This window comes from Prevotella sp. MGM1, from assembly GCF_002933775.1.
Classification (GTDB): Bacteria; Bacteroidota; Bacteroidia; order Bacteroidales; family Bacteroidaceae; genus Prevotella.
Map to the genome: position 1 here is coordinate 1 of NZ_BEWV01000104.1, position 25,847 is coordinate 25,847.

At 43.1% G+C, this 25,847-nt stretch carries 23 protein-coding genes; 12 read left to right on the forward strand and 11 right to left on the reverse strand.

Annotation, left to right across the window (positions count from 1 at the left end; genetic code table 11):
• Positions 1 to 24 precede the first annotated feature (24 nt).
• From MoGM_RS03465 to MoGM_RS03520, 12 genes are all read left to right on the forward strand, one after another.
• The gene (locus MoGM_RS03465) at positions 25 to 1,257 is read left to right on the forward strand and encodes a restriction endonuclease subunit S (protein WP_104368787.1); all 1,233 of its coding nucleotides are present in this window, start codon (positions 25 to 27) and stop codon (positions 1,255 to 1,257) included.
• Between the two features lie 10 nt (positions 1,258 to 1,267).
• On the forward strand, positions 1,268 to 1,819 hold the full coding sequence (locus MoGM_RS03470; protein WP_016212961.1) for a restriction endonuclease subunit S: 552 nt from the start codon (positions 1,268 to 1,270) through the stop codon (positions 1,817 to 1,819).
• The gene (locus tag MoGM_RS03475; RefSeq protein ID WP_104368788.1) at positions 1,812 to 4,937 is read left to right on the forward strand and encodes a type I restriction endonuclease subunit R; all 3,126 of its coding nucleotides are present in this window, start codon (positions 1,812 to 1,814) and stop codon (positions 4,935 to 4,937) included. The genes MoGM_RS03470 and MoGM_RS03475 overlap by 8 nt, the downstream gene beginning before the upstream one ends.
• 15 nt (positions 4,938 to 4,952) lie before the next feature.
• Complete coding sequence (locus tag MoGM_RS03480; RefSeq protein ID WP_190311596.1) at positions 4,953 to 7,313, forward strand: AAA family ATPase; 2,361 nt, start codon at positions 4,953 to 4,955, stop codon at positions 7,311 to 7,313.
• A complete protein-coding gene (gene mcrC / locus MoGM_RS03485; protein ID WP_016212958.1) occupies positions 7,310 to 8,356 on the forward strand; it encodes a 5-methylcytosine-specific restriction endonuclease system specificity protein McrC in 1,047 nt (348 codons plus the stop codon). Before MoGM_RS03480 ends, mcrC begins: the two co-directional genes overlap by 4 nt.
• A gap of 25 nt (positions 8,357 to 8,381) precedes the next feature.
• Entirely contained in the window at positions 8,382 to 9,056 is a 675-nt protein-coding gene (locus MoGM_RS03490) for a radical SAM protein (RefSeq protein WP_044214439.1), read from the forward strand.
• A gap of 45 nt (positions 9,057 to 9,101) precedes the next feature.
• Entirely contained in the window at positions 9,102 to 9,980 is an 879-nt protein-coding gene (locus MoGM_RS13135) for a hypothetical protein (protein WP_016212956.1), read from the forward strand.
• 132 nt (positions 9,981 to 10,112) lie between these two features.
• The gene (locus MoGM_RS03500) at positions 10,113 to 11,258 is read left to right on the forward strand and encodes an HIRAN domain-containing protein (protein ID WP_016212955.1); all 1,146 of its coding nucleotides are present in this window, start codon (positions 10,113 to 10,115) and stop codon (positions 11,256 to 11,258) included.
• 2 nt (positions 11,259 to 11,260) lie between these two features.
• Entirely contained in the window at positions 11,261 to 12,667 is a 1,407-nt protein-coding gene (locus tag MoGM_RS03505; RefSeq protein WP_016212954.1) for a hypothetical protein, read from the forward strand.
• A gap of 94 nt (positions 12,668 to 12,761) precedes the next feature.
• Positions 12,762 to 14,990, forward strand: a complete 2,229-nt coding sequence (locus tag MoGM_RS03510; RefSeq protein ID WP_104368789.1) for an ATP-dependent RecD-like DNA helicase — start codon at positions 12,762 to 12,764, stop codon at positions 14,988 to 14,990.
• Between the two features lie 34 nt (positions 14,991 to 15,024).
• The gene (locus MoGM_RS03515; RefSeq protein ID WP_104368790.1) at positions 15,025 to 16,032 is read left to right on the forward strand and encodes a hypothetical protein; all 1,008 of its coding nucleotides are present in this window, start codon (positions 15,025 to 15,027) and stop codon (positions 16,030 to 16,032) included.
• Positions 16,029 to 16,622 (forward strand): metallophosphatase domain-containing protein, encoded by a 594-nt coding sequence (locus MoGM_RS03520; RefSeq protein ID WP_016212951.1) that lies wholly within the window; start codon positions 16,029 to 16,031, stop codon positions 16,620 to 16,622. Before MoGM_RS03515 ends, MoGM_RS03520 begins: the two co-directional genes overlap by 4 nt.
• 74 nt (positions 16,623 to 16,696) lie before the next feature.
• Here MoGM_RS03520 and MoGM_RS03525 read toward each other — a convergent pair whose 3' ends face one another.
• From MoGM_RS03525 to MoGM_RS03575, 11 genes are all read right to left on the reverse strand, one after another.
• The gene (locus tag MoGM_RS03525; RefSeq protein WP_016212950.1) at positions 16,697 to 17,974 is read right to left on the reverse strand and encodes a PcfJ domain-containing protein; all 1,278 of its coding nucleotides are present in this window, start codon (positions 17,972 to 17,974) and stop codon (positions 16,697 to 16,699) included.
• Positions 17,975 to 17,978: 4 nt separating this feature from the next.
• Positions 17,979 to 18,401 carry a PcfK-like family protein gene (locus MoGM_RS03530; protein WP_016212949.1) on the reverse strand — a complete coding sequence of 141 codons (423 nt, stop codon included), beginning with the start codon at positions 18,399 to 18,401 and terminating at the stop codon, positions 17,979 to 17,981.
• Between the two features lie 30 nt (positions 18,402 to 18,431).
• Positions 18,432 to 18,737 carry a hypothetical protein gene (locus tag MoGM_RS03535; RefSeq protein ID WP_016212948.1) on the reverse strand — a complete coding sequence of 102 codons (306 nt, stop codon included), beginning with the start codon at positions 18,735 to 18,737 and terminating at the stop codon, positions 18,432 to 18,434.
• Between the two features lie 355 nt (positions 18,738 to 19,092).
• The gene (locus tag MoGM_RS03540; RefSeq protein WP_016212947.1) at positions 19,093 to 19,629 is read right to left on the reverse strand and encodes a hypothetical protein; all 537 of its coding nucleotides are present in this window, start codon (positions 19,627 to 19,629) and stop codon (positions 19,093 to 19,095) included.
• Positions 19,626 to 20,171 (reverse strand): topoisomerase C-terminal repeat-containing protein, encoded by a 546-nt coding sequence (locus MoGM_RS03545; protein WP_016212946.1) that lies wholly within the window; start codon positions 20,169 to 20,171, stop codon positions 19,626 to 19,628. Before MoGM_RS03545 ends, MoGM_RS03540 begins: the two co-directional genes overlap by 4 nt.
• A 71-nt stretch (positions 20,172 to 20,242) precedes the next feature.
• Positions 20,243 to 20,986, reverse strand: a complete 744-nt coding sequence (locus tag MoGM_RS03550; RefSeq protein WP_104368791.1) for a hypothetical protein — start codon at positions 20,984 to 20,986, stop codon at positions 20,243 to 20,245.
• Between the two features lie 5 nt (positions 20,987 to 20,991).
• Positions 20,992 to 22,176, reverse strand: coding sequence for a toprim domain-containing protein (locus MoGM_RS03555; RefSeq protein WP_104368792.1), 1,185 nt, complete (start codon positions 22,174 to 22,176; stop codon positions 20,992 to 20,994).
• A 23-nt stretch (positions 22,177 to 22,199) separates the two neighbouring features.
• Positions 22,200 to 23,537, reverse strand: coding sequence for an ArdC family protein (locus tag MoGM_RS03560; protein ID WP_016212943.1), 1,338 nt, complete (start codon positions 23,535 to 23,537; stop codon positions 22,200 to 22,202).
• The gene (locus MoGM_RS03565) at positions 23,521 to 23,751 is read right to left on the reverse strand and encodes a hypothetical protein (protein WP_016212942.1); all 231 of its coding nucleotides are present in this window, start codon (positions 23,749 to 23,751) and stop codon (positions 23,521 to 23,523) included. The genes MoGM_RS03560 and MoGM_RS03565 overlap by 17 nt, the downstream gene beginning before the upstream one ends.
• Before the next feature lie 41 nt (positions 23,752 to 23,792).
• Positions 23,793 to 25,052 carry a hypothetical protein gene (locus MoGM_RS03570; RefSeq protein ID WP_016212941.1) on the reverse strand — a complete coding sequence of 420 codons (1,260 nt, stop codon included), beginning with the start codon at positions 25,050 to 25,052 and terminating at the stop codon, positions 23,793 to 23,795.
• A gap of 5 nt (positions 25,053 to 25,057) precedes the next feature.
• Positions 25,058 to 25,843: a DUF4099 domain-containing protein gene (locus MoGM_RS03575; RefSeq protein ID WP_044214436.1), complete on the reverse strand. Its 786-nt coding sequence runs from the start codon at positions 25,841 to 25,843 to the stop codon at positions 25,058 to 25,060.
• Positions 25,844 to 25,847 lie beyond the last annotated feature (4 nt).

Here is a 25,847-nt window from a genome sequence, read left to right on the forward strand (position 1 = left end):
ATTTAAACTGCTAAATTCTCATTTATGGAACAGTGGAAAGAATATAAAATATCTGAAATAATAGAAGAAATCGCAATGGGGCCTTTTGGCTCAAATATCAAAGTCGATAACTTTATTGACTCTGGTATTCCTGTCCTTAATGGCTCAAATTTGCAGGGTATCAAATTAAATGAGGATTCGTTTAACTACGTTTCTGAAGAAAAAGCGGATACTCTTGGTAGAGCTAATGCCTTCAGGGGAGATGTTGTTATTACCCATAGAGGTACATTGGGGCAAATAGTGTATATACCTCTTGATTCGAAGTATGAAAGATATGTTATATCGCAAAGTCAATTTAGATTGAAACTCAATAAGGATATTATAAGACCGGATTTCTTTGTATATTTTTTTCACACACGTTTGGGGCAGCATAGATTGTTGGTGAATGCTTCTCAAGTGGGAGTACCTGCATTAGCAAGGCCAACTTCCACCTTTAAGGAAGTATTTATTCCCGTCCCACCAATGGAAATGCAAAATAAAGTAATGGGCGTACTCCATTCTATCGACTCAAAAATCGAGCTGAACCGCCGTATAAATGATAATTTAGAGCAGCAGGCACAAGCGTTGTTCAAGGCTTGGTTCGTGGAATTTGAACCATTTGGAGGCACAATGCCAAGCAATTGGGAGATTTGCGAAGCTCAAAAATACTTCAATATAAATATAGGGAAAACTCCTCCACGGAATGAAATGCGATGGTTTAGCCAAAAATCAACAGATTGTAAATGGGCCTCTATTTCAGATCTTGGCAAATGTGGACTTTTCATTAACGATACGTCTGAATATCTGACTAAGGATGCGGTAGAAACTTTTAATATAATCGTTGTGCCAAAAGGTACTATCTTGTTAAGTTTCAAACTCACGCTTGGACGAGTTTCAATAACAACTTGTCCACTTACAACAAATGAAGCTATTGCTCGATTCTTGATTAATCACGATTATGAACGAGAGTATTTGTATTTGCTTCTAAAGCAATTCGATTATACGTCTCTGGGTAATACATCATCTATTGCTACTGCTGTTAATTCTAAAATAATAAGAAGTATGCCGATAATGATGCCAACAGTTGATGTTCTACAGCGATTCCATCATATTGTTAGTCCTATTTTTACAAGAATGCGTTTTTTGTCGGATGAAATAATGCAGCTTACAGATACTCGTAACACAGTTCTCCCACAACTGATGTCGGGCGGGCTAAAAATTAACAATTTAAACTGCTAAATTCTCATTTATGGAACAGTGGAAAGAATATCAATTAAAGGATGTAACCACCATTTTAGGTGATGGTTTACATGGAACTCCAGAATATGACGAAAATGGAACTGTGTTTTTCATCAATGGTAATAATCTTGTTGATGGGAAAATTGAGATAAAAGATTCAACAAAGCGTGTTTCAGAAGAAGAAGCTAATAAGTATAGGAAAAATCTAACCCAGCGAACTATATTCGTTTCTATCAATGGAACAATCGGCAATGTTGCAAAATATAAAGGAGAAGCATGTATTTTGGGCAAAAGTGCTTGTTACTTTAATGTGGCTGAAAATTTCGACTTGAATTTTATATATTATGTTGTAGCCTCGCAACAATTTAAAGATGCAATAACACGTTTAGCTACAGGTACTACAATTAAAAATGTATCATTGGAAACAATGAGGAATTATTCATTTATGGCACCAAGCATAAATGAACAAAAACGCATCTCGTCTATCCTTTCTTCTCTCGACTCTAAAATTGAGCTGAACCGCCGGATAAATGATAATTTAATTCCAACCTATTATGCCTAAAACGTTCCATTTTACAGAAGATTCATACGAGCAGTCGATTATCTCCTTGTTCAAGGATATGGGCTATGAATATCATTATGGCCCGGAACTCGAATCCGATACCTGTCGAGAACTCACTGATGCTACCATACCGGGAGCATTACGCAAAGCAATGTTGATTATCAATGGAACAGACAAAACTGGAGCCGTTGACGAAGCTATCCGACAAATCCGTGAACTATTCAGCCAGCCTTTGGTTAGCGCAAACGTGACCCTTACCGACTGGTTACAAAATGGTTTGGACGTTACATTCAAAACCGGGCAAGGAACATTGCGCAGTGACCATATCAAAATAATAGACCCTGTTAATATAGACAACAACTCATTTGTAGTTGCCAATCAATGGACGGTTGTAAACGGTAACTCCACCAAACGTGCTGACATCGTGGTGTTCGTCAATGGTCTGCCTGTCTCAGTCATTGAGTTAAAATCTCCTTCCCGTGAAGTTACCAATTCGGAGGAAGCACACCAACAGTTGCAGAACTATATGCGTATCGTTCCACAACTCTTTACTGCTTGTCAAATGCTTGTGATAAGCGATATGGCTGATACTCGTGTGGGTACTATTACAGCCCCTCTTGACCGATATATGGAGTGGAAAACCACAGATGGAAGTTACGAAAGCACTGCATTTGCTGACTTTGAGACTTTTTTCAATGGCATCTTCACCAAACATCGCTTCATTGATATTATGTCAGATTTCACTCTTACAATGGGAGTGGATAAAAAAGTCCGTATACTTGCAGGCTACCATCAATATTTTGCCGTTAAGAAAGCTCTTGACTGCACAAAACAAGCCTTACAACGTAATGACGGTAAAATTGGTGTATTTTGGCACACACAAGGTTCTGGCAAGAGTCTTTCAATGGTATTCTATGCCCATCAACTTTTGAAAAATCTGCTGAGTGCCACCTTACTTGTATTGACCGACCGCCTCGATTTGAACGACCAACTGCATAACACTTTTGCGGCTTGTAGCGATTACTTACGCCAAACGCCTATAAAGGCTACTGATGGCGAACACTTGTATGAACTGCTTGAAAAGCGTAAAAGTCATGGTATCATCTTTGCCAACATCCAAAAATTCAAAGACCGTGACAAACTGATTACCAATCGTTCTGATGTAATTGTGATTAGTGATGAAGCCCATCGTACACAATCAAACACAAGAACAAAGGTAGATACAGAAACCGGTGAACTAAAACTTGGCTTTGCGGCTATCGTACGTAAACTTTTGCCTCATGCTGCGTTCATCGGTTTTACAGGTACACCTATCGAGCAAGACGATAACGATACAAGAGAAGTATTCGGCAACTATATTGACATCTACGACATGACCCAAGCCGTGGAAGACGGTGCCACTGTTCCTGTCTATTATGAAAGTCGCTTGTTAAAATTGGATTTGGATGCCGATACGCTTAAATTGCTGGATAACGAGTATGAAAAGCTTGCGGAAGAAGGAGCAGAGGAACAGGACATCAAACGCTCCAAGGATGAAAACGCACGTATTCATGCCCTACTCTCAGCACCACAAACTATCGATACCCTGTGTAAAGACATCATAGGTCACTACGAGAACAACCGTGCCGATTTGCTTACGGGCAAGGCTTTGATTGTGGCGATAGACCGTGCTACCGGAATTGATATTTACAAAAAGCTGATAGAACTTCGTCCTCAGTGGAAAGACATTATTTGTGTTGTCATGACACAAGGAAACCAAGATCCAGTGGAATGGAATGACATTATTGGCTCTGGCGCACGAAAAGAGGAACTGGCTCGTCAGTTCAAAGACAACAATTCACCATTGAAAATCGCTATTGTCGTGGATATGTGGCTCACAGGTTTTGATGTACCTTCGCTTGCCACGATGTACGTTTACAAGCCCATGAAGGGGCATAATCTGATGCAGGCTATTGCCAGGGTAAATCGTGTTTTCCCGGAAAAGAGCGGTGGTTTGGTGGTAGATTATATTGGCATAGCCAAGGCTCTTAAAAAAGCCATGCACGACTATACAGGACGTGACAAGAAACGCTTTGGTGACCCGAATATCAAGACTACCGCTTATCAGCAATTTGTTGCTGCACTAAAGCGTTGCCGTGAATGTATGGATGACTACGACTATTCAGCGTTTGCAGACTGTTCCAACTTGCAACGAGCCAATCTTATAAGAGGTGGTGTAAACGTGCTGCTTGACAAGAACAATCTTGTTTCCTCTCAACCTACCACCCAGACTGATGAAAACGGCAACATTATTTTAGTGGACTCCGTTCCTGCCGAAGCACAAAAGGTATTTATGGAAGAAAGCAAACGTCTGGCACAAGCTGCATCGCTTTGTCGTAGCCTGCTGACTCCAGCGGAACGTTATGAAGAAGCATACTTTGAAGCGGTTAGGACATTGCTTTTGCGCCTTACGGGAAACAAAAATATTACTCGAAAAATTATAGACGAGCGTATTACACAGTTGCTCAAAGTGGCTATCAAGGCTGACGGCGTGGTGGAAATACTCAGCACCAAAGGGACTGAATTTTCTCTTTTTGACGAGAATTTTTTGAAAGAGATTGCCGAGATGAAAGAGAAAAATTTTGCGCTCGAACTTCTCAAACGTTTACTTGAAGAACATATCAGGAAACATGCTAAAAAGAGAATGGTAGAAGCCGAAAAGTTTAGTGAAATGCTTGATGCCCGACTTGCCGAATACTTGCGTGGCTTGATTTCCAACGAGGAGGTGATAAAAGAGTTGCTAAAAATGGCGCAGGAGCTGAAAGCGAATGCAGAGCAAGCATCAGAATTGGGACTGACAGAAGAAGAACAAGCATTTTACGATGCTTTGACAAAACCACAAGCCGTAAGGGATTTCTACGAAAACGACCAACTTGTTGCGATGGCAAAGGAACTGACCGAAGCCTTACGCAGTAGCAAAACGATTGACTGGCGGCAGAAAGAGTCGGCTCGTGCCAAGATGCGCTCTATGGTGAAACGATTGCTCAAAAAGTACAAATACCCACCAGAAGAACAAGAAGCTGCACTTGAAACAGTTATTCGTCAGTGTGAACTCTATGCAGATTCAGACGAAGTATAATCAAAATAGAATGGTATGGAAGCTAAAGATAGAGAACAATTATATAACGATTTTCAAAAGGCATTCCCTCTAGAGAAATTGAAGGACATGACTTTGGAGCAATATACAAATTTGAACAGGGAAGATTCATTTTGCTATTGGCTTGAATCAAAGACATCCGAATTAGGGTCAATATGGGGAGGTGCCGCCTATAAATTTGGTATATTCAAGTTCGACAAATTTCCTAAGCAGGATAATGGGAAATATACACATGATGATAACTATTCTTGGAGTAGTCGTTTAGGCAGTACATCAGAAGAGGCATTTAACAATGTCAAGAATGCAATAGTGAAGATAGCTGAACACGCCAGTAATGCACAATGGAACGAAATTGAAAAGATAAACGAGTTGTGGCCTGTAACTACATGGAAGATTGCTTTCTTATATTCCAATATGTCCCTTGTCCCCATTTATAAACGGGATATGTTGGACACATTGGCAAGATATTTTAAGATAAACACCCTTAAAGGGAAAAAGACATCTGACATACAGCAGTTCTTGATGAAGCAAAAAGGAGACAAAAACCTCTTTGTCTTCTATGGGGAACTTCTGAGTATTCTGGAAGCTGAAAATAAAAAGAAAACAGAAACAAAGCAGGAAATCAAATACTGGATTTGCGCACCGGGTGACCGTGCAAGTAAATGGGATTTATGCCAACAAGATAACATCATCAGTATCGGATGGGACGAAATGGGCGATTATCGTCAATACCCATCTCTTGATGATGTAAAGAAACGTATGCAGACAATCTATGATAAGCCTGACGCATCATTTAAGAATGACAGTTTGGCCATTTGGCAATTCTGCAACGAAATGACCCCGGGAGATATAATATATGCCAAAGCCGGACAAAAGAAATTTGTCGGTCGTGGCATTGTGATGTCTGAATATATCTATAACGAAGATTATTCAGACTACATGAATGTCAGAAGGGTTAAATGGACGCATATTGGAGAATGGGAAGCTCCGCATAATACAGTTCAAAAGACCCTGACTGACGTTACTCAATACACCAATTACGTTAGAACCTTGGAGGATATGTTTGAGGGTAAAGAATCCAGACGATATTGGTGGCTTGTGGCCAGTCCCAAAATATGGAGCTTTGACAAAATGAAAGTTGGTGAAGAACAAGATTATACGCTATATAATGATAATGGCAACCAACGACGGATATTTCAAAACTTTCTGGATGCTAAAGAAGGTGATTTGATAATAGGATATGAAGCCACTCCTACAAAGAAAATTGTAGCCTTAGCAGAAGTGTCAAAGGATACGGATGACAAGTATTTCTATTTCAAAAAGACAGAAACATTGCTTTCTGCCATTGATTTCCTATCTATTAAGGAGAATCCTGTTTTTGCGGGGATGGAATTTTTCAAGAATATGAATGGTTCTTTATTCAAACTTTCCACAGATGAATACAAGGAACTGATGGATGTCATTCGGGAACAGAATCCAATTCGTACGGATGTAAAGTCGCAAAAGTATGAAAAAGAGAATTTCTTGTCTGACGTGTTCATGAACGAAGAGGAATACGACAAATTAACTATGCTTCTCAAAATGAAGAAGAATGTAATTCTTCAAGGAGCACCCGGTGTGGGCAAGACTTATTCTGCCAAACGATTGGCTTATGCCCTAATGGGAGAAAAGGATGATTCCCGAATAGAATTTGTCCAGTTTCATCAGAACTACAGTTATGAAGATTTTATCATGGGCTACAAACCAAATGCAGAAGGAGGTTTTGAGTTGCGTAATGGTATTTTCTATAACTTCTGTAAGGTTGCTCAGAACAATCCAGAAAAGCAACATTTCTTTATTATTGATGAGATTAACCGTGGTAATCTGAGTAAAATCTTCGGAGAATTACTGATGCTGATAGAAAGTGATTATCGCGATACAGAAATCAAATTGGCTTATAAGGACGAACTGTTTTCTGTCCCCAAAAATCTATACATCATCGGAATGATGAATACAGCTGATAGGAGTTTGGCTATGATAGACTACGCACTTCGTCGTCGTTTTAGCTTTTTCGAGATGAAACCCGGATTCGATTCTATAGGATTCATAAAGTACCAAAAAGAAGTTATAGGAGATACTTCTTTTGTTAAAGTCATAGATGGGATTAAGAACCTCAACGACACAATAGAAAAAGAGTTCGGAAGAGGATTCTGTATCGGGCACAGTTTTTTCTGTAAGCCTAATACAGAAACATATACCATTGCATGGCTGAAGAATGTGATAGAGTTTGACATTAAACCCATGATTCTTGAATATTGGTTCGACAATGAAAAGAAAGCCCAACAGGAGATTGACAAACTAACTCTTTTACTTCAATGAGTGTGAATAAGAACATATTCATCAAGAATATCTACTATATGTTGGCATACGCTTTCCAAGAGTTGCAACGTAATCAGTATGAAGATATTCAGAGTGAGGATTTCGACGAGATACATCAATTGCTTGCCGAAATTCTCATTCATGGTGTATCGTTTCAGTTAAAAAAAGGTCTGCACAAGGAGTACATTTCTAAAACTGAATCTATAGCATCAGTGAAAGGGAAAATAGATATACCGGGCACTGTGCAGCACCTTATGCAGAGAAAAATGCGTATATCATGCCAGTATGATGAATTGTCAGAAAATTGTCTATTTAACCAAATCATTAAAACAACATGTGAGATACTTTTATCACATCCATCTGTAAAGACTAGCCAGAAATTTACGATTAAACGTCTAATGCTTTTCTTTTCAGAAGTGAATGAAATACCCCCTCTTTCTATTAAGTGGAACTTGTTGCGTTATGATAGAAACAGTAGAACATATCAAATGTTGCATTATATCTGCTTCTTCATTATTGACAATATGATACTGACAAGCCAAGAAGGGAAATTCAAAATGAGTCGCTTTTCTGATGAGCATATGTGCAGATTATATGAAAAGTTTGTCTTAGAGTATTATCGAAAGGAACATCCCGAAACAAAAGCCCGTGCAGCTCAAATCAAATGGAATATTGACGAACAGCTATCAACAACGGATATATTACCCATACTCCAAACAGACATCTATCTTACACTAAAAGATAGAACACTTATAATTGATACGAAGTATTATAGTCAAACTATGCAGGAGCATTTTGATAAGGTAAGTATTCACAGTGCTAACCTTAACCAAATACTTGTCTATGTTTTAAATGAAGATGATAATATGCAGGGGAAAGTAGATGGAATGCTGCTATATGCAAAGACAGATGAAGATATTGTACCTGATGGTCAATTAAAATGGAAGACTGGTAGCACTATATATTTCAGGACACTTGACTTAGGTGTTGATTTTAAGTATATTCGCAAACAACTGGATGATTTTTTAATCACTAAATCATAGTTTTAGATGAAACCAACAATCCATAATGAAGAATAAAATGTCAAGAGCACCCATCTTTACCATCAGCAGGCTCCGTATGGGGACAGACGGACATGGAGTAACCACGCTTGTCGCTTTCATGGGGTGCCCACTCAAATGCAAGTATTGCCTGAATGAGAAATGCCATGAGCCGATATACGAAGATGATGGAAAGACTCTGAGGAATGGTATTATGCTGCTTACTCCAAGTGAGTTGTATGATTTGGTAAAGATTGACAACATCTATTTTCAAGCAACAGACGGAGGCATTTGTTTTGGAGGTGGAGAACCGACATTATATCCAGAGTTTATTGAGGAATTCTGTGACCTTTGTAACGAAAAATGGAAGATTACAATAGAAACTTCGTTGCGCTGTTCCGGTGAAACTATCAGGAAATTAAGCAAGGCAATAGATTACTGGATTGTGGATGTCAAATCTTTAGATTCGGATACATATTCTTCATACACACGTGTATCATCTATGATAGAACAGCATTTGACGATACTGAAACGATGCGTTACGGATAAACAAGCAACGATTAAAGTGCCTATCATTCCCGGATTCAATAACGAAAGTGAAGCAGATAGAACCGCCGAAGACATCAAAAAAAGGTTTAGGTTTACCAATGTAGTTAAGATTAGATATATAACAAAATATTGTTGTCCAACAAAAATTGATTAATGAAATAACTCCAGTTGCAACATAGGTTTACAAAATAATAGAAATATGACATCAAGAAAGAATAGCGATGAACACTATGTCATCGATTTATGCGATGAAGTTCTTGGTTTAAAAGCATCAAGGCAGCAGACTTTTGACTTTCTGCGTGGCGATGGGAATCCCGGAAAGAAACTTCCTGTTGATGCGTATTATCCCCAATTAAAACTCGTTGTAGAATATAAGGAGCGGCAACACACAGAATCGGTGGCTTTCTTCAACAAGAAAACCACTGTGAGTGGTGTATGTCGCGACGAACAGCGACGTATTTATGACCAGCGACGCAGGGACGTTCTGCCCAAGCACGGTATTAAACTGATTGAAATATCATACACTGACTTTAAGTATGACAACCATAAACGCCTCATTCGTAATCGACAAGCAGACATGGCTGAAATACGAAGAATACTTTCAAAGACTCAAAATGAAAATCAAAAAGTTGAACATAAAAATACAGATAAGCAGACAAAAAAAGATGAAAGAAACAATCTAAGGAGTAAAACACCTGTAAAAGATGGAAGACATACTTGGGTTTACTCTGCATATAGTAAGTTTGGCTGCCTGTTTATATTGGCAGTTGTCTTTTGTACACTATTGATTTCATCTTATCTCACTATATCTGTTTTCGATTTTAACGAAGGTTTATCATTAATAATTATGTTTTTCTCTTTATTTGTAGTATCATTCATTTTTCATCACTACACAACAGGGGTGGATGAAAAGTTGGATAAGGAAAAATATAAAAGAAAAGAAGTATCTTCTATTTATAGTAGTACGAACCATAATCCTGTCTGCTGTCCCCAATGTGGAAGTCATACTATAGGTCTGTCAGATAATGGAGGATTCGTCTGTATAGACTGTGGGGTGCAGTGGTATCAAACATATTAACTATCATAGAAGAACTGTTTCGGGATTGTGGAGGGAGTCCGTTCCTTATCCAATTATGCCTCAAAATCATAAATTTTCCACAAAAAAGTTTACCAGACAGCGATAATTACAGAACATTATAAAAATAAGGTCATGAGTACAGGAAAAGAAAAATGCGAAATGCTAAAAGCAATCAGAAAACAGATTGCAGAACGATACAACTTAGAGTACACACCATCAGAATGCACTCACAAAGGAAATTGCCTTGGTACATGCCCTAAATGCGATGCCGAACTCCGTGACCTTCAAGAACAGTTAGAACGAAGAGGAATAACGGATATTGATTGGAATGTGGAAATTCCCGAAGAGGAAAGTAGTGTAGATCCAGAGGATTCTGCCCGCTCTATTCTGCAAGGTGATGTTGAATCACCGAAAGAGCCTGAATTGATAAAAGTAACAATGGGGATGCCCGCTCCTCCATACCTATATAGAGATAAAAAACGCGTTCTCTACAAGGAGTGTCAGGTAGCAGGTATTACGTTCCATAACCTTGAAGAAGTTTGGGATGAGTTATATGAGGGGGCTGAACTTGCATTAGTCAGAGAAAAAGACAACAAGCACGACAAATATGCTATTGCCGTAGCCTTGGCCGATGATTATGATGGGGAACCGGATGACTTTGATTTTGACTACATCTTGGGATATGTACCTCGGTCGGATAATAAGGATTTGGCTGACATGATGGATATGGGTTGGGCAGAAGCTTTTGAATGTGAGCTTAGTCAGGTCAACGGTTCTAACCCCTATAAGGGAAGTCTGTGGATGAAGATATACATCGTCAGCAAAGACGAGGAAGAATATGAGAATACAGAACACCTGTTGCATGCCATGGAACTGGATGATGAAGCATACGAAGAGTTTACCACTTGCATAGAAAATCATGGCTGTGCTTATTTTAGGTGGGGAGGTTTCCAACCGTGTGAATACCACAATTTCCCAAAGAAAGGCGATAAAGTTGTATTCATACACAAAGGAGAAAATATCTCAGAATTATATCTAATGTATTGCATAGCTGTAGGCGATGATAATGCAGCCTACTTCGTAGAGGACAAAACCTCATTACATGCTATTGATGACAGTTGCTATTATGTGTTCACTACCATTCACGGCCCACTAAAGGTAAGCAATAATCAAATTTCTTTTCTTGAAGATGAGATTGTTTGCGATATTCAAGCTGATGAATACCTTTCAGAAAATGCTTCGACCAAACTACAACTATTATTTGATAGCAGGAAATAAATATGATAGGCACAATTATTGGTGATTTGGCGGCTTGGACGTATGAGAATGAGAGAGAAACATTTTGGAATCAACTCATATCATACAACTATGATAAAGTTGAGTTGTCCCTATATGCTCATGCTTATTTGCAAGCAGTCAGCATAAATGTACTTAGTGTACCCAATCAAAATGTCAACATAGTAAGGAATACAGAATGGTCACCCGAAGAATGGCTAAGAGTTGGCGGACAGTGGTTGATGTGGCAACTTATGTGTGCTTGGAATGACAACTTGGTTTACCCGAATGGTAACGAGAAACTTCCTTCTGTAGAAAAGGAGGAATACTATGCTCGAATGTTTATGGTAGGACTTATCAGAAAACTCCGACATGGCTACACTAAAAGCGATGCTTATCACTCTGACGAAATGTTTGTAGATTTTAGCAAACATTGGAAATGGAAACCTTGGCAAGAATCTATTTCAGAAAAAGATAATTATAGCATCCTTACCTGTGTGTTTCGTGCTTGGGACTCTTTCTATAGAGGCTTTGATTTCACCTCCTCCATTCATAACGCAATGAAATGGGAAGGAAATAGACATCTTATAGCTATGCTTACCGCTTCGTTTGCAAGTGCCATGTATGGTTGCCAATACAATCTTATCAAGAAGAAATTTGCGAAGAACGGACAAATAAGCCACTTGTTTGAATTGTATTGCTTAGGCGAACATTTTGGCTATCATCATGCCTTATGTCACGAAATGATGGACGAAAACAACGGATTCAGGACATTTTACCCCAAGAATAGAGCTTTAACAAACGTGGAACGTCATTTTTGGCAAAGTGTAGCAAACCCTTTTGACCGTCTTATATTTTCAGAATCAGATTATAAAAACATAATGAAGTGCTCACCGACGGGATGGGATAACAGATATGGCTTATATTTGGATGATGGATGGTTCTATGTATATAGGAGTGGATGCCTAATAGGACGTTTCATGTTAATAGAAGAAGATGGCTATTGGCTGATAAAGAACGTACAATTATCGGGCGAACAACCATGGAGAGAGTTTTGTAATGCCTTATTCTGTGCGTTGACAGAAAGCTGCAACTTACGTGGATTTTCAGGAAAATATGAAGATTATGCTTCAATATTCAAGTATTATCAAGGAGAACTGACCTGTCCAGAAAAGTGGAAAAATAACGTATCAGGAAAGTTTTGGCACGGAGAAATGATGTTCTGCACTAATCATATCAGCATTGAAGAGTGGACGAAAAAAGCCGAGAATGCTCTCAAAAATATGGAACCCGATAAACAGAAATACGCAAAATCCATGTCTCTTCGTCAGTTTGGTGTGATATTATTTATTGAAACCCTATATAGTAAATGGTGTTCTTACGATAATATGGATTGGATATATGAGTATTAGATTGATTCTATTCAAATAGATTTCGCTATAAATCACAAAATCACATTCTTAAAAGGCTTATATTTGCAGATTATAAGGAATTAGTTGATAGCATATGCAAAAGCTCCGTTGTGTAGTAGAACGAATCACCTACCAAAATCCCGAAAACGGGTATTCGGTGATGAGGGTCAAGGTCAAAGGATACAATGACCTTGTAACCCTTGTCGGCAATCTGTTGGAAGTGCCGGCAGGGAGTGTTCTGCTGTGCGAAGGGGATTGGAAAGTGGATAAGCGATACGGCAACCAGTTTGTAGCGGAGAGTTGGGAAGAGGTCATGCCCGCCACCATCTATGGCATAGAGAAGTACCTGGGCAGCGGACTGGTGAAAGGCATCGGCCCGAAATTCGCCCAACTTATCGTCAGTCGTTTCGGACTGGAAACCATCGATGTGATTGAAACCGATATTGAACGGCTCCACGAAGTGCCCGGCATCGGCAAGAAACGTGTGGAGAAGATTGCCGAGAGTTGGGAGAAGCAGAAGGACATCAAGAACGTGATGCTCTTCCTGCAAGGTTATGGAGTCAGTACCGCATACGCTGCCAAAATCTATCGTCAATACGGAAAAGAAAGCATTGATACCGTCAAGGCCAATCCCTATAAACTGGCAGATGACATCTGGGGCATCGGTTTCAAGACAGCCGACGGCATAGCCGCCAAGATGGGTTATGAGAAGAACGACCTTCGTCGTTGCAAGAGCGGCATCACCTACACACTCAGCCACCTTTCCGAAGAAGGACACGTCTATGCCGAAGAGGAACAACTCCTGAATGCGGCCATCGAACTCTTGAAGGCGGACGAAGAACCCATCCGTCAGGCTATGTCAGAAATGTTGCAGAGTGAAGACCTGATACAAGACGGTGACGCACTCTATATGCCACCCTTCTATTATGCAGAAGTAGGAACAGCCAACCGTCTGAGCGGATTATTGAATAATGCGGACGGAAATCTCTTCCAAAAAGCATTAGACATCGCTGCCATCTCCAAAGCCTCCGGCATAGAGTATGACGAAGTGCAGGTGGAAGCCATCCGTGAAGCAGTCGCCTCCAAGGTTATGGTGCTGACAGGTGGTCCCGGAACGGGAAAGACCACCACCACACAAGGAATCATCGCAGCCTTGAAGAGCATGGGACTGAGCATCCTGCTTGCCGCACCTACCGGACGAGCCGCCAAACGAATGAGTGAAGCGACAGGGATGGAGGCAAAGACCATCCACCGCCTATTGGAATACAATCCGAAAGACGGTTACAAACGCAATGACGAGAACCCGTTGGAAGGGGATGCCCTTATCGTGGACGAATGTTCCATGATAGACATCATTCTGATGAACAACCTGATGAAAGCCTTACCAACGAATATGCGCCTGGTATTGGTGGGCGACATCGACCAGTTGCCCAGCGTAGGTGCCGGAAACGTACTTCGTAACATCATCGACTCTGAGAGAATACCGGTCATCCGCCTGACACGCATCTTCCGACAGGCACAGACCAGCCGTATCGTCATGAGTGCCCATGCCATCAACAAGGGACAGTTCCCCGACACCAGCAACGGCAAGCAGACCGATTTCTTCTTCATGCAGATAGAAGAACCGGAACAGGTGGCGGAAACCATCGTCAAGTTGGTAAAGGAACGATTGCCCAAAGCATACAACCGCCCGGCAAGCGACATCCAAGTCCTCACACCTATGCAACGAGGGGTGGTAGGTGCAGCCAATCTGAATATAGCCCTACAAGCCGTTCTGAACACCTCCCAGTTGGTACTGACCAGAAGTGGTTATTCCTTCCGTCAAGGCGACAGAGTGATGCAACTCCGCAACAATTATGACAAGGATGTGTTCAACGGTGACCTGGGATATGTAGAGAAAGTGAACTTGGAAGATAGAACCCTGCAAGTGGACTTCGATGGCAAGTTAGTGGAATACGAAGTTTCGGAACTGGACGAGCTGACCTTAGCCTACGCAACAACCATCCACAAGTCGCAAGGCTCGGAATATCCCATCGTGGTGATGCCTGTCCTGATGACGCACTACGTGATGCTCCAACGCAACCTTATCTATACAGGTATCACCCGTGCTAAGAAGATTTGTGTACTGGTAGGAACAAAGAAAGCATTGTCTTTCGCCATCCGCAATATGTCGGTGCTGAAACGCAACACGAAATTGAAAGAACGGCTGAATCCGGCATTAACACAACCCGGCAAAGCCACGTCCCCCAAAGAATATATGCTTCCGACACAAACGGAGTACGGCATGGTAGCAGAAGAGAAAACTGAATACGGAAAGAAATAGTATCATCATATTATATTTGCCCCAAAAGTAGATTATGAAACACGCTGAATTTAAGGCTATAGCCAGACAACATCAAATAGATTTCAAGGTCAATGACCCGGAGATTAACATTGCCGCTGATAGATTTCCTATCCGTACTATTCGGAAGAACGGCAAGAAATATAAGATAGAGGTAAAAAGTTCTTTAACTTGGAAGGATTGCCGTGATGAGCATAACCTTTATCGCATTTTCTTCAGCGGATTCCGAAAAGAGATAACGGAAGAAGTTGACAAAGAAGCTTCTTTGACAAAAGGGCAAATGGTTACAAATCTTTTGCGCAGCGAACACATCCCATACAACGTATTCTTTCCCATGCGACATGACCTGGATGGGACAGCCCGCCTGTTCAATCGTATTCTCGGAGAGGAACGAATAGCTACCATCAGCCAGATACTTGTTGAGCATAACCCCGGAGGGCTTAAAGATGGCACATCCTTTGATGTTTACATCGAATATGCTCCCATGGGAGCAAATCCCGGTGAGAAGGGCGGCATTGGCATTGAGGTGAAATACACGGAAAAGGAGTATCTTATCAAGCATGGCACGAAAGAATGGGAAGAAACACATAATGCTTCCGGCATTCATCTTGCAGACAATTACAGCAACCCAAGCAATGCCTGCGGCTGGTTCAAACCGGAGTTTATAGCAGACGTACCGTTTGAAGACAAAGAGAGGATGACATCCCATGTGACAGCCAACCGTTACCGCCAGATATGGCGCAACCACATTCTTGGTGCATCCATGATACTCGGATTGTGCGAGAACCAAGATGATAAACTTACGGAGTTTACAAGTCTCACGGTTTATCCCAAAGGAAACGGGCATTTCTCGGAAATCTGGGGCGAATACGAATCCAAGCTGACTCCGGCCGGATTGCAAACATTCAAGCACATCACCTACGAAGATCTGTTCCCCTTGATGCAGGAGTGTCTGAATGAAGCCAACATTCCTAATCTCAATGAGTGGATGGATTACCTTAACAGACGATATATCATAAAATGAGAATTTTACACCTATCAGATACTCACGGTTGCCATCATCGGCTATACGACTTGCCCGAAGCGGACATTCTTGTCCATTCTGGTGATTTCACTATGTCAGGAAGCGAGAAGGAAGCCCTTGACTTCTTGAACTGGTTTTGTGACCTCCCATATCCGCACAAGATATTCATCTGTGGTAACCATGATGAATGTCTGTATGGGGCAAACATCAGTGGCCTTAACAACAATGTCCATTATCTATGCAATTCCGGTTTGGAAATTGAAGGTTTGAAGTTCTATGGTGTACCCATGTTCATGAGTGACTGCATCAGTGACCGACAAAACCGGAACTATGCCGAAATACCTTCCGATACCGATGTGTTGATAACGCATTGTCCGCCATACGGCATATTAGACTTTGATGATAACATAAACTACGGCTCGGAAGAATTGTTGCAACGGATTACACAGATTCATCCACGGCTGCACTTGTTTGGGCATATACATATACAACATGGAATTACCCATAATGGCGCAACCACATTTTCCAACGGTGCCATTATGAACGTAGATTATTCTCAACTCAATGATGCTAATCTGATAGAGCTATAACTCTCTTTATATATGTTCAAACTCCGACCCACGCCTCACGGCGGAAGTCGGAGTTTGAACATATATAAAGGAACTTATGCTGTTGCCCTTTTTGCCTCCAAGAAGCGGTGGGCATTATCATTCACCAACTTGATAATCCTATCGTGGTATTCAGTGTTGCTGTTGCAAACTCCACGACTTTGTACTACTTTCCCTTGGCTCAAACTGAACTCCACGGTCTCGATGCGGTTTCCTTGATGGTCGTGAGCCGATAGAATAACAGAGTCAGTCTTGGCATAGTATTCGCATTGGAAAACACAATGCTTCATCTTGTTACCCTCTTCCTTGTAAGCCTCCAGCGAATCCAATACGGAAATTTCTATATCTTCATCGCTGATGACAATGCCGAAGAAGCAGGACTTGTTCCTGTAAAACTCGGCTTCGTGTGCCTTGGCTTTTGCCATCCGCTCCATATCCCTACGCTTTTGCTCAATGGCATCCGCTTTCTTCAACCAATGGTCATGCCCGGTTTTCAAGTTTATCGGACAGATATACTTGACATTACGGATGTCCTTACCGCACTTGTCAAGCAAGCGGATGATGTCGCACCAAGTACCGAAGTCCTCAATCCGATAATGATGCCGTGAAGCTACTTTGTACGACTGCCAACAGTTATTAAGGTCGAAAGCGTGATAGACAAAATACTCAACCGCCTTGTAGTCTCTCGTTTTCATCATTGTTTCCATCCGGTGGTCAGATAAGAGAGATTTCATCAGTTTGAGCGGATGGCAATCGGGCAATTTGCCTTTCATTCCGTTCCGTCTCAATTCGGGAAGGGCAGAATAATAAGGATAGATATAAGTATCGGATATGACCATATAGATATCAGACAATCTCCTCAACTCTATCGGACTGGCAAAACTAAAGCGGTCTTGATAATAACCTCTGGTTTTCATTCTTGAAGTAACCGCCACTTGTCCTTTGGCATTGAGCCACAAACGGCATATTTCATAATTATAGAAATCCATCGGTTTCCCTTTGTGGTAAATGACCGTCAAAAGGAATACTCGCTGCACTTGCAATCCGTCAATCGCTTCAAGGGTAGAAAAGTAGCTCCTCTCCTGGTACTTGCGCTTCAACGTATCGGTTACTTGCAAGCGGTGTCCGCAATGAGGACAACGTACAAACTTACCTTTTCCCTCATAATCAAACTTTTCTCCGCAATCGCCACACGTACATTTACGGTTTGATGTACGGAACGCAATGTGTTTCACGACGTTTCTTATTGCCCACTCCACGGCTTTAGAGCCGATGGCGGTCAGCTTCTCATTGGAAGCTGCCACCAATTTCTCAAACTTGTTTCTTGGTTTCATACGCTTAAAAATCAAATAGTGATAACTCGGTTTGTTGGGGAACTTTGGGTTTGCTTGGCTTGGGTCGGGAGTTTCTGACTTGTATCTTGCGAAACTCCTCCTCTTGATAGCGTTTGAGGGCGATGTCCCTTTGTTCAGCCTTTTCCTCCTCTGTCAAGTCTATATGGTGGTTCACTACAACATTACAAGATAATGGCTCGCCAATTATCAATGTTGGCTCTTCTGCTGCATGGACTGCCATAGAGAACACCTCCATATCGGAAAAACCGCAACAACCTGAATGTTGAACTTCATTGAAAATATAAGTTACAATATCATCAATGCTACGTGCTGTAGCTTCATACTTGGCACGAAAAAGTTCATCCTCCTTTGCTCGGTTATCAAGGTAGTTTTTGATAATCTCTTTAAATTGCTCTGTTCCTTTCATATATGTTCGTTTTAAGTTGTTATACATTTACTATCCTATCGGCAACCTCTCTAAAAGTTCCTCCAATGGGATGGTATTGATGTCCTCACTGCGGAACAACACTTTCCACTCCGGCTTAACCAACAAGCGATGGAAACACTCAACCGAAAAGCCTTTATTATTAGAGTAGCACTCTATCAAAGCGAAGTTCTTGCCATCCTTGCGGATATGAGCATAATCGGGAGCCATACCGAAAGCGCATCTGCGGATGTCCTCTCTGTTCCACAACAAGGTCAGTTCGTAAACATTCCCTTTGAGGTTTATCTTTTCCTCTCTGTCTTTAAGTGTGATTGCCATATGTTCTAATTTTTTCCCTTTTGTTTGAAGCCTTTTGGCTTCTCGCTTCCGGGTGATTTTTACGATGCCATCACACGGAGGAACAAGGGGCGTAAGGCAAATGTGGCAAGCGGAAAGAAAGAGACGGAATACCCAATTTGGCACAAATTGCGGAAGGCTGCCGTCTGCTTTCCGTGCAGACAAGAGCAGCGGCATTTGCTGTCGGCACCGCCCTCCGTTACTTTGTATCGGGAAATAGAACCGGGAGCGCGGATGACCGAATGAAGATAACAGGCACAAAAATCCCCGACACCCTTGAACCTTGCGGTTCCCGGATGCCGGGGCAACACATTATGAAAGAGGAAAAATATATTTTCTACATCAAAGGAATCTCAAAAGACTTGATGACACAATGAGCCTCTTTGTCTAATATGAACCAGTATTCGGAATGATAAGGCTTGCCATTGGCATCAACATTTTTGTATTCAATCTTGACTTTCCAACCGGTAAATGATTTTTTGACATTATCATTTGACTGTGGAGTCATAGAACGAATTACCGACATCGCCTCCATCTGACGCTCCATCAGTCCGGCAATCTCCTTGTCGTCAGGATTGAAGTTCTCCAACCCGTCAGTCAGTATCATCACCTTCTCGTTGATTTTCATCATCGCCATAGAGAGAATCATCTTCTCGTCCATCGTAATATACTCCCTGCCAAACACGGAATCCGGCTGGCTGATACCGATAATCTTGACAGCTTTCGGATTATCCACCGAAGCCTTCAATGCCAGTTCAGCCACCTCGACGGCACGCTTCTTCGGATTATAACCACGGAAAACGAGATAACCCACAACGCCCCAAAACAGAATAATCGAAGCCAATATAATGGCTAATCTTGTACCCGGTCTCATATCTTCACAATTTGGAGTTTGTCAGGAGAGACACCCAGACGCTTGCGGTACACCGAACCGTCCTCACGATACATCTCCAGTTCATTAGAAGTGATGCCTTTCTCACAAAGTTCCTTGGCTTCAGCCAAAGTTACCTGATGCCCACCGATATTTCGCCAGATGGCAAACGAACAGGGAGATTCCTGATTGCCATAGTTGGAACAGTTGAAGGCACGACTTCCCACACGGATTTCACCGCCACAATGAGGACATTTACCGATAACCGCCTGCATATTGATGTTCCCGTCATCAGCCAGTTCAAGTACGGTAGGAAAGGCTTTTCCTTCCTTGCTGGTGAAGCCATCCAATAGAACGGAACGATTGGTAAGCAGTTCTGCTATCTCATTATCCGCCATTTTACGGTTGCCAAGAATGGCATTGATGTTCAGCACACACGAGGGATGTTCTCCCATATTATTCTCGCAGCGATAACCCTTGCAGGTCTTCACTACGTTGCCGCCACAAAAGGGGCAACGACCAATGATTTTCTTTTCTGTTGTCATTGTCATACTATTTGAATGTTGATTATACGTTATTTGATTATTATTCTAATTGAGTTCTAAATCCATTCGATTTACCATTTAAGCAAGTAGCCTTGATTCCATTCCGACACAATGCCGTCAATGATATTTTTGCCAGACATCACACTTGCCCAACCCTCCGGGTCAAGAGAGAACCAGAGGTCATTCCAGGATAAGGTACGAACCTGCCATGCCAATATGAATAAATCCGTGTTGATGGCTTCCAGTCGGGTCACCACCTCATTGGCGATATAGTACCGCTCGGAGGAGTTGAGCAAGTTCACCTTGTGCTTCTCGTTCTTCCCGTCCCCACCGGGCACGTTGTAACTGCCCGAAGTCACTAACTGTTTCATGAACGGATAGAGAGCCGCCATCTGTGTTGCCGCATCCGTCAGCTCGTCCGACACGATGGCAGCGATAGCCGTACCTTTCAGATTATGCCCGACAGATTTGGTCAACAGGCTGCAGTTCTTTGGTATCTCAGTCGTAACCAATTCCCCTGCACGTTTAATCTGGTAGAGGTTCTGCATCGCACCCTGCGCATTGGAGAGGTATTCCAGCATCTTGTTCTCCACAGAGTGAATACGGTCAAGGGCCAAGGTCACGGCTGTCTCGGCAGCGATAATCTGTTCCTGTCTTTTCTTACGTTGCTTGTGGATATTCTTCAATTCCACCGTCTGGGCAATCACCGCACCCGTCAATGCCGGGTCGGTCTGCTGGGCAAATGTAGGCAAGCCGTTCATCAGGGAAACTGATAGAATGGCCAATGCCGCCACTTTTGATTTTATTCTTATCATATACTTCACATTTTAAGACCTGCATTTCTGCGTTCAGTCAAGTTGTGTTCACGTTCCTCTTTATGCGGAGAGATTATCGGCATCATCGACTTGTTCATCAGACAGTCGTTCCAATCCTTGAAAGCCTTGGGTGGTAGCCATTGACCCATCTTGTAACGAATGGATAGTTTCTCGCTGACCTGTGCCGTTAAAGAGCGTTCCGTATTCAATTCAAAGGACTTTCCTTTGGCTTCAATAGAAAGAACATCATCCTTTTTACTGATTTTCATTGGAATATCCTCCAGTATCGCCATCATACGCAATCCATAGATACGTCCGGCTAAATCATTGTCGAAACAGTCAAACGCCCTCGCATTAGGGAAACGTGCCATAGTCTCGGTTATCTGCTTGTCAGAGAACGTACCACCCAATGAGACCAAAGCCACATCCGTACCTAACAGTATCTTGTTCATTTGATAGAAAGCCATTGCATCGAAAGCTGACTCACAGAAGAACACGCTTCGTACAGCCTCACGATTGCCACCTGTCAGGTCTGCTACCCAAGCCGAAGAGGACGAATCCGTACCTGCCGCCTTTGATTTGTAACCGCCATAGCCACGAATCTCGTAGCCGTTGGCTTCGTCACTATGTCCGTTGGTATAAGGAAAACCGATGTTGTAACCGTCAAATTTTCCGTTCCGCTTATCTCTGACAAGAAAAATAAAAGATGAAAGTTCTTTCACGGTATCATCCGAAATGCCCCGTTGGGAGAATAGTACCGGTATTTTGTTGGTATCAATCGGCTTTACTTCATAGCGTGATTCATCAAATACGGCATCGTGTCTGACAGATTTGATATACTCTCTATCTTCCCGGTATTCGGGTTCGGGCATATTGGCAAAGCGTGCCATTACTTTGGCAATCTTCTGCCAATCGTCCTTACCCGATACCAAGAATGAATTGAGATTCTCACGGATGAGAGTGACCACATCACCTTTGGAGCCATCCCTGCGGAAGAAAGTCTGAGCCGCCTTGTTATGCGGATGGCTTACAATGAGGGTGTCACGTCTGTTGTTGCCTTCGCCCAATACCAGCTCGATATATTTGCCGACACCGGCTTTTCGGTCCAGACGGTAGCCCAACGTATAAGCTACGTCATCCACACCCACACGGGATTTCATGTCTTTGAAGTTTACTTTGTAATCACTCATAATCGCTAAGATTTACAGAATGATTACAAGCTAATCCCGGAACTTACCTTCTGACTTCTCCGCATAACTGTCAACTCCGGCTCGTATGTCTTACGTGCCGTCATATTCAGAAATGCCGACTTATCTTTTTGGTCAGTAAGCTGAAAGAACGTTTTTGCCGTGTCCTTGGTAACTTTCTTCAATCCCAACTCCACACCATTGTAAGAAGCACGGATGGCATAGTCACCGGAACGGGTCTTGATAATGGCGGCATTCTTGAAGGGAATTTCCTCATCAGCACCCAAGGGAGCAAAAGGGTCGTTCTTGGCAAGGTAAGGCTGTTCGCCCAATGCCAACCGTTGCTTGTCCACGTGGTCAAGTATCAAGTCTGATGCCTTGTTCACATCCGCCATGATGGAAACGATGAATTTCGGTTCCTTCTTCAGGACACCAATCCACGAATCCAGATAGGCTGCTGAGTTGTCCGTTATCTTGGAATCAAATCCCATCGAATGGCTGATCATGGCAGCCGTCAGTTCCGCCACCAATTCCTCCTTCGCATATTTCGGGTCTCCGAACTTGCCACCCATTTCTCGGTTCAGTCGTTCAGCCGTCATGGTCGAGTGCGTCATTTCGTGGAGCATGGTGGAATAATACTCCATACCTCCGCGATAGATTTCCTCCGGTGTATTACCGATGTTGAACTGCTCCTTCAAGGGAACAACAATCCGGTCTGCCAAGGGAGAATAATAAGCACCGTCCACCCGCTTGTCCGCCTGTATCGGGCAGAGCCACCCTTGGGTCTGTACCATACGGTCAAGAGCGGCATGGGCATACATACCTTCGGTATCTCGAAGCTCCGGTACTTTGAATTTATCCAGCAGCTTTTGCATACGTTCCGGCTGTACCTCTGCCAGATTGGTCTGCGCCACGTTATAAACCGGGAAAGCCTTGATAAAAGGTATCGCTTCCAAATCTTTCCGTTCCTCGCGGCTCATGGCACGGTATTCATCCGAACTGATTTTCTGTCCGTTCTTGTCCTTCACCAGCATATCCCAATAGACCACCGGAAAGGCGTGTTCTCCTTTCAGTACATGGGCTTTGAGGTTATGCGCCTGCTTGAAGGTCAGGTAAACAGGGAGGTCATAACCATTCGCTGCCGTATGAAGTTGGAGGAACAACGAGTTGGAGCCGGAATAGTTCCTGCCGCCCACGTTCTGCGGCAAGCCGGCATAACCCGATGCACCGCCAATCCAGCCTTTCTTCCAGTCGGAGGCTTTCATCTGCTCCATACGGTCAATCATCATCGCCGCAAACTTATCCAAAGCGACCTGACCGGCATTGCCCGAAGCTGATGGATTGTAATTAGTTCCAGATGCCATAGTCCTCGTCGTCCATTACCTGACGGTCCATCTGTTCGATGTCCGTCTGCTCGATATAAAACTCTGCGGATTCATCCGAGGGGTCTGTGCCGTGGGTACGGCACCACTCTAAATAATCCTGTTCGTTCTCACTCTCCATGACAAAACGGAGATAACCGATTTTACCCTCCTGAAGGAGTTCCACCAACTCCTCGTGCTTCATTTTTTCACTCATATCTTGTTTTTCTTTTATCATTAAATTGTTGTCTGATTGCGTTACCTTTTCATGGATGTAGATTTCTCCACCTTGACACTTTTTGCCGCAAGCATACCTGTGATTTCCGTATTGAGATACTTGGCTGCAATCTGTTCCCGGGTGGCGGTCTTTGCCTTGAAAAGGGAATAGCCGTCATCGAAGGAGATTTCATGCTTGGTGGTGCGGCCTTTGTCGCCCATATCCACGGACACCTTCCACTTGTTGTCACCTCGGTCTTTCGCCACACGCACACCTTTCGGGTCTATGCCTTCGGGAAGCTGGTACTTCTCGTAGGCTGATTTCAGATGCAGACGCTCACCGAAGTTCTTTTCCACCAACTGGGCCGGAGTCATTACCCGGTCGAAGTAGGCATTCAAGTCCTGTCTTGAAGCGACTGCCGACATCTTGGAATCACCGATTTGCGCGTAGAACTTATACTTGCCATAGTCGGCACGCTGCTCATCCTTCTCCTTATAAACATTGAACTTCTCCACGGAGATATTACCTTCCGGTCCGGCAATGGACTTCGGCATCTTGAAGGCTTCCTCCGAAACCTTGGGCATCAGCTTGGTGGGATAATAGCGTTCCATCAACTGAGGCACGGTCATTTCCTTCTTCTGGTAGGCGGCAAGGTCGGCAGCATCCATCCGCTGGGGCTTCAACTGCTTGCCGTCCATCTTGGCGGTGAAGTACCACTCTTCAGGATTGGCTTTGCTTTGGTAGGCATGGCCGTGGGTCACTTTCTCACCGGCGGCAGTTACCATTTGAGGCTCGCGCGGTTTGCGTTCCTGTTTCGCCTCGGCTTTCTGTTCACTCTTGGCTTCCACTTGTGTTTCCACCTTCTTTTCCTTGGCAGGTTTCTTCCCGGCTGCGTTCTTCACAGTCTTGGCAGGCTCTTCCTGCACAACCTTCTCTTTACTCTTCTTTGTCATATCGATATTGTTTGATAGGATTGGCTCCTCATTCTTCCTTATTTTCTCTACAACTTCAAGCCTGTCACAGATGGCGACACGTGCTCCGGCACGGATGAGTTTGGGCAGATAGGTGTCCAATACGGTTCTTGGAAACTCGGCGGTCTTTATCTTCTTCTCAATGCCCGAAGTCAGTTTGTCCATCGTGGCTATACCGAGAATCAAGGCGGCTTTTACGGCATCTTCTTTGTAGAGTTTATAGAAGTCACCCTCCCGAAAAAGGAGCATCGCATCTGGATGCTTTGCCTTCAGATTGCTGAACTCTTTGGGTAGTCCGGCTTCCAGCTCTTTATCTGATTGCTTTGCCATAACCGTCAGCGTTTAAATGTATGGCTTGTTTTTTCTTCACGGGAGGGTTTAAGGTGGATGGCCCGTTCCTTGGACTGGGCATCCACGACTTTTTGATATTCCCAACGGTTCTTGTCCGTCATTACCAGCCCCAGGTATTCAGGATGCTGCTCGTCATAACGGAGTTTTTGCTGCCGTTCCCACTCCTTCATATCGCCTTGGATAACTTTGAAGCCTTGTGGCTCTTTCAAGTCCACGCCCACGGAAACTTTCTCACCGCCTACATTGAGTTCGATGGGCTTGCCTTCGCGTACCTGTTGCTTCTGCTGGGTGCCCAATTCAATGTCATTGACCTTTTCCATATCTTTGAGCTTCTGCTCCAGTTGGATGTCGGTTACTTTGCGGTGGATGACCGATTGGGTTTCCGGGTCTAATTGAAGATACTGCTGCGTTTTCTCACCGTTTACTTCCACGGCTTTTTGAAGCACCTCGCCATTCCGTAACCGTGCGGCTTCCTGCTCGGTCAAGCGGAGAACCTTGTTACGTTCCACTTCAAGTTCCGCTCTGACCGGATAGGCGATAAGAGCCGGATTACCGTTCTTGTCAGCCGTAAGCTGCAACTTCACAGGCAAGGTGATGATGTCGCCATTGCGGGCATGGATAGAGACCTGCATCAGCGGAGTAACCTCGCCTGACACCAGTCGCTCCTTTACCTCTTTGGGCAACAAATCCGCTTTCTCCTTGTCGATGCCCAATACTGCCAGCTTCTCGTAAGGCAGCATTTCGGATAGATTTCTGTTGTGTAATTCCATTTGA

Coding starts and splice junctions, on each gene's coding strand:
- MoGM_RS03555 (WP_104368792.1), bottom strand. CDS start 22,176: ATGAGTGATTACAAAGTAAACTTCAAAGACATGAAATCCCGTGTGGGT.
- MoGM_RS03565 (WP_016212942.1), bottom strand. CDS start 23,751: ATGAGTGAAAAAATGAAGCACGAGGAGTTGGTGGAACTCCTTCAGGAG.
- MoGM_RS03575 (WP_044214436.1), bottom strand. CDS start 25,843: ATGGAATTACACAACAGAAATCTATCCGAAATGCTGCCTTACGAGAAG.
- MoGM_RS03520 (WP_016212951.1), top strand. CDS start 16,029: ATGAGAATTTTACACCTATCAGATACTCACGGTTGCCATCATCGGCTA.
- MoGM_RS03505 (WP_016212954.1), top strand. CDS start 11,261: ATGATAGGCACAATTATTGGTGATTTGGCGGCTTGGACGTATGAGAAT.
- MoGM_RS03535 (WP_016212948.1), bottom strand. CDS start 18,737: ATGGCAATCACACTTAAAGACAGAGAGGAAAAGATAAACCTCAAAGGG.
- MoGM_RS03490 (WP_044214439.1), top strand. CDS start 8,382: ATGAAGAATAAAATGTCAAGAGCACCCATCTTTACCATCAGCAGGCTC.
- MoGM_RS03500 (WP_016212955.1), top strand. CDS start 10,113: ATGAGTACAGGAAAAGAAAAATGCGAAATGCTAAAAGCAATCAGAAAA.
- MoGM_RS03510 (WP_104368789.1), top strand. CDS start 12,762: ATGCAAAAGCTCCGTTGTGTAGTAGAACGAATCACCTACCAAAATCCC.
- MoGM_RS03480 (WP_190311596.1), top strand. CDS start 4,953: ATGGAAGCTAAAGATAGAGAACAATTATATAACGATTTTCAAAAGGCA.
- MoGM_RS03540 (WP_016212947.1), bottom strand. CDS start 19,629: ATGAGACCGGGTACAAGATTAGCCATTATATTGGCTTCGATTATTCTG.
- MoGM_RS03475 (WP_104368788.1), top strand. CDS start 1,812: ATGCCTAAAACGTTCCATTTTACAGAAGATTCATACGAGCAGTCGATT.
- MoGM_RS03470 (WP_016212961.1), top strand. CDS start 1,268: ATGGAACAGTGGAAAGAATATCAATTAAAGGATGTAACCACCATTTTA.
- MoGM_RS03525 (WP_016212950.1), bottom strand. CDS start 17,974: ATGAAACCAAGAAACAAGTTTGAGAAATTGGTGGCAGCTTCCAATGAG.
- MoGM_RS03530 (WP_016212949.1), bottom strand. CDS start 18,401: ATGAAAGGAACAGAGCAATTTAAAGAGATTATCAAAAACTACCTTGAT.
- MoGM_RS03515 (WP_104368790.1), top strand. CDS start 15,025: ATGAAACACGCTGAATTTAAGGCTATAGCCAGACAACATCAAATAGAT.
- MoGM_RS13135 (WP_016212956.1), top strand. CDS start 9,102: ATGACATCAAGAAAGAATAGCGATGAACACTATGTCATCGATTTATGC.
- MoGM_RS03560 (WP_016212943.1), bottom strand. CDS start 23,537: ATGGCATCTGGAACTAATTACAATCCATCAGCTTCGGGCAATGCCGGT.
- MoGM_RS03550 (WP_104368791.1), bottom strand. CDS start 20,986: ATGATAAGAATAAAATCAAAAGTGGCGGCATTGGCCATTCTATCAGTT.
- MoGM_RS03465 (WP_104368787.1), top strand. CDS start 25: ATGGAACAGTGGAAAGAATATAAAATATCTGAAATAATAGAAGAAATC.
- MoGM_RS03570 (WP_016212941.1), bottom strand. CDS start 25,052: ATGGCAAAGCAATCAGATAAAGAGCTGGAAGCCGGACTACCCAAAGAG.
- MoGM_RS03545 (WP_016212946.1), bottom strand. CDS start 20,171: ATGACAACAGAAAAGAAAATCATTGGTCGTTGCCCCTTTTGTGGCGGC.
- mcrC (WP_016212958.1), top strand. CDS start 7,310: ATGAGTGTGAATAAGAACATATTCATCAAGAATATCTACTATATGTTG.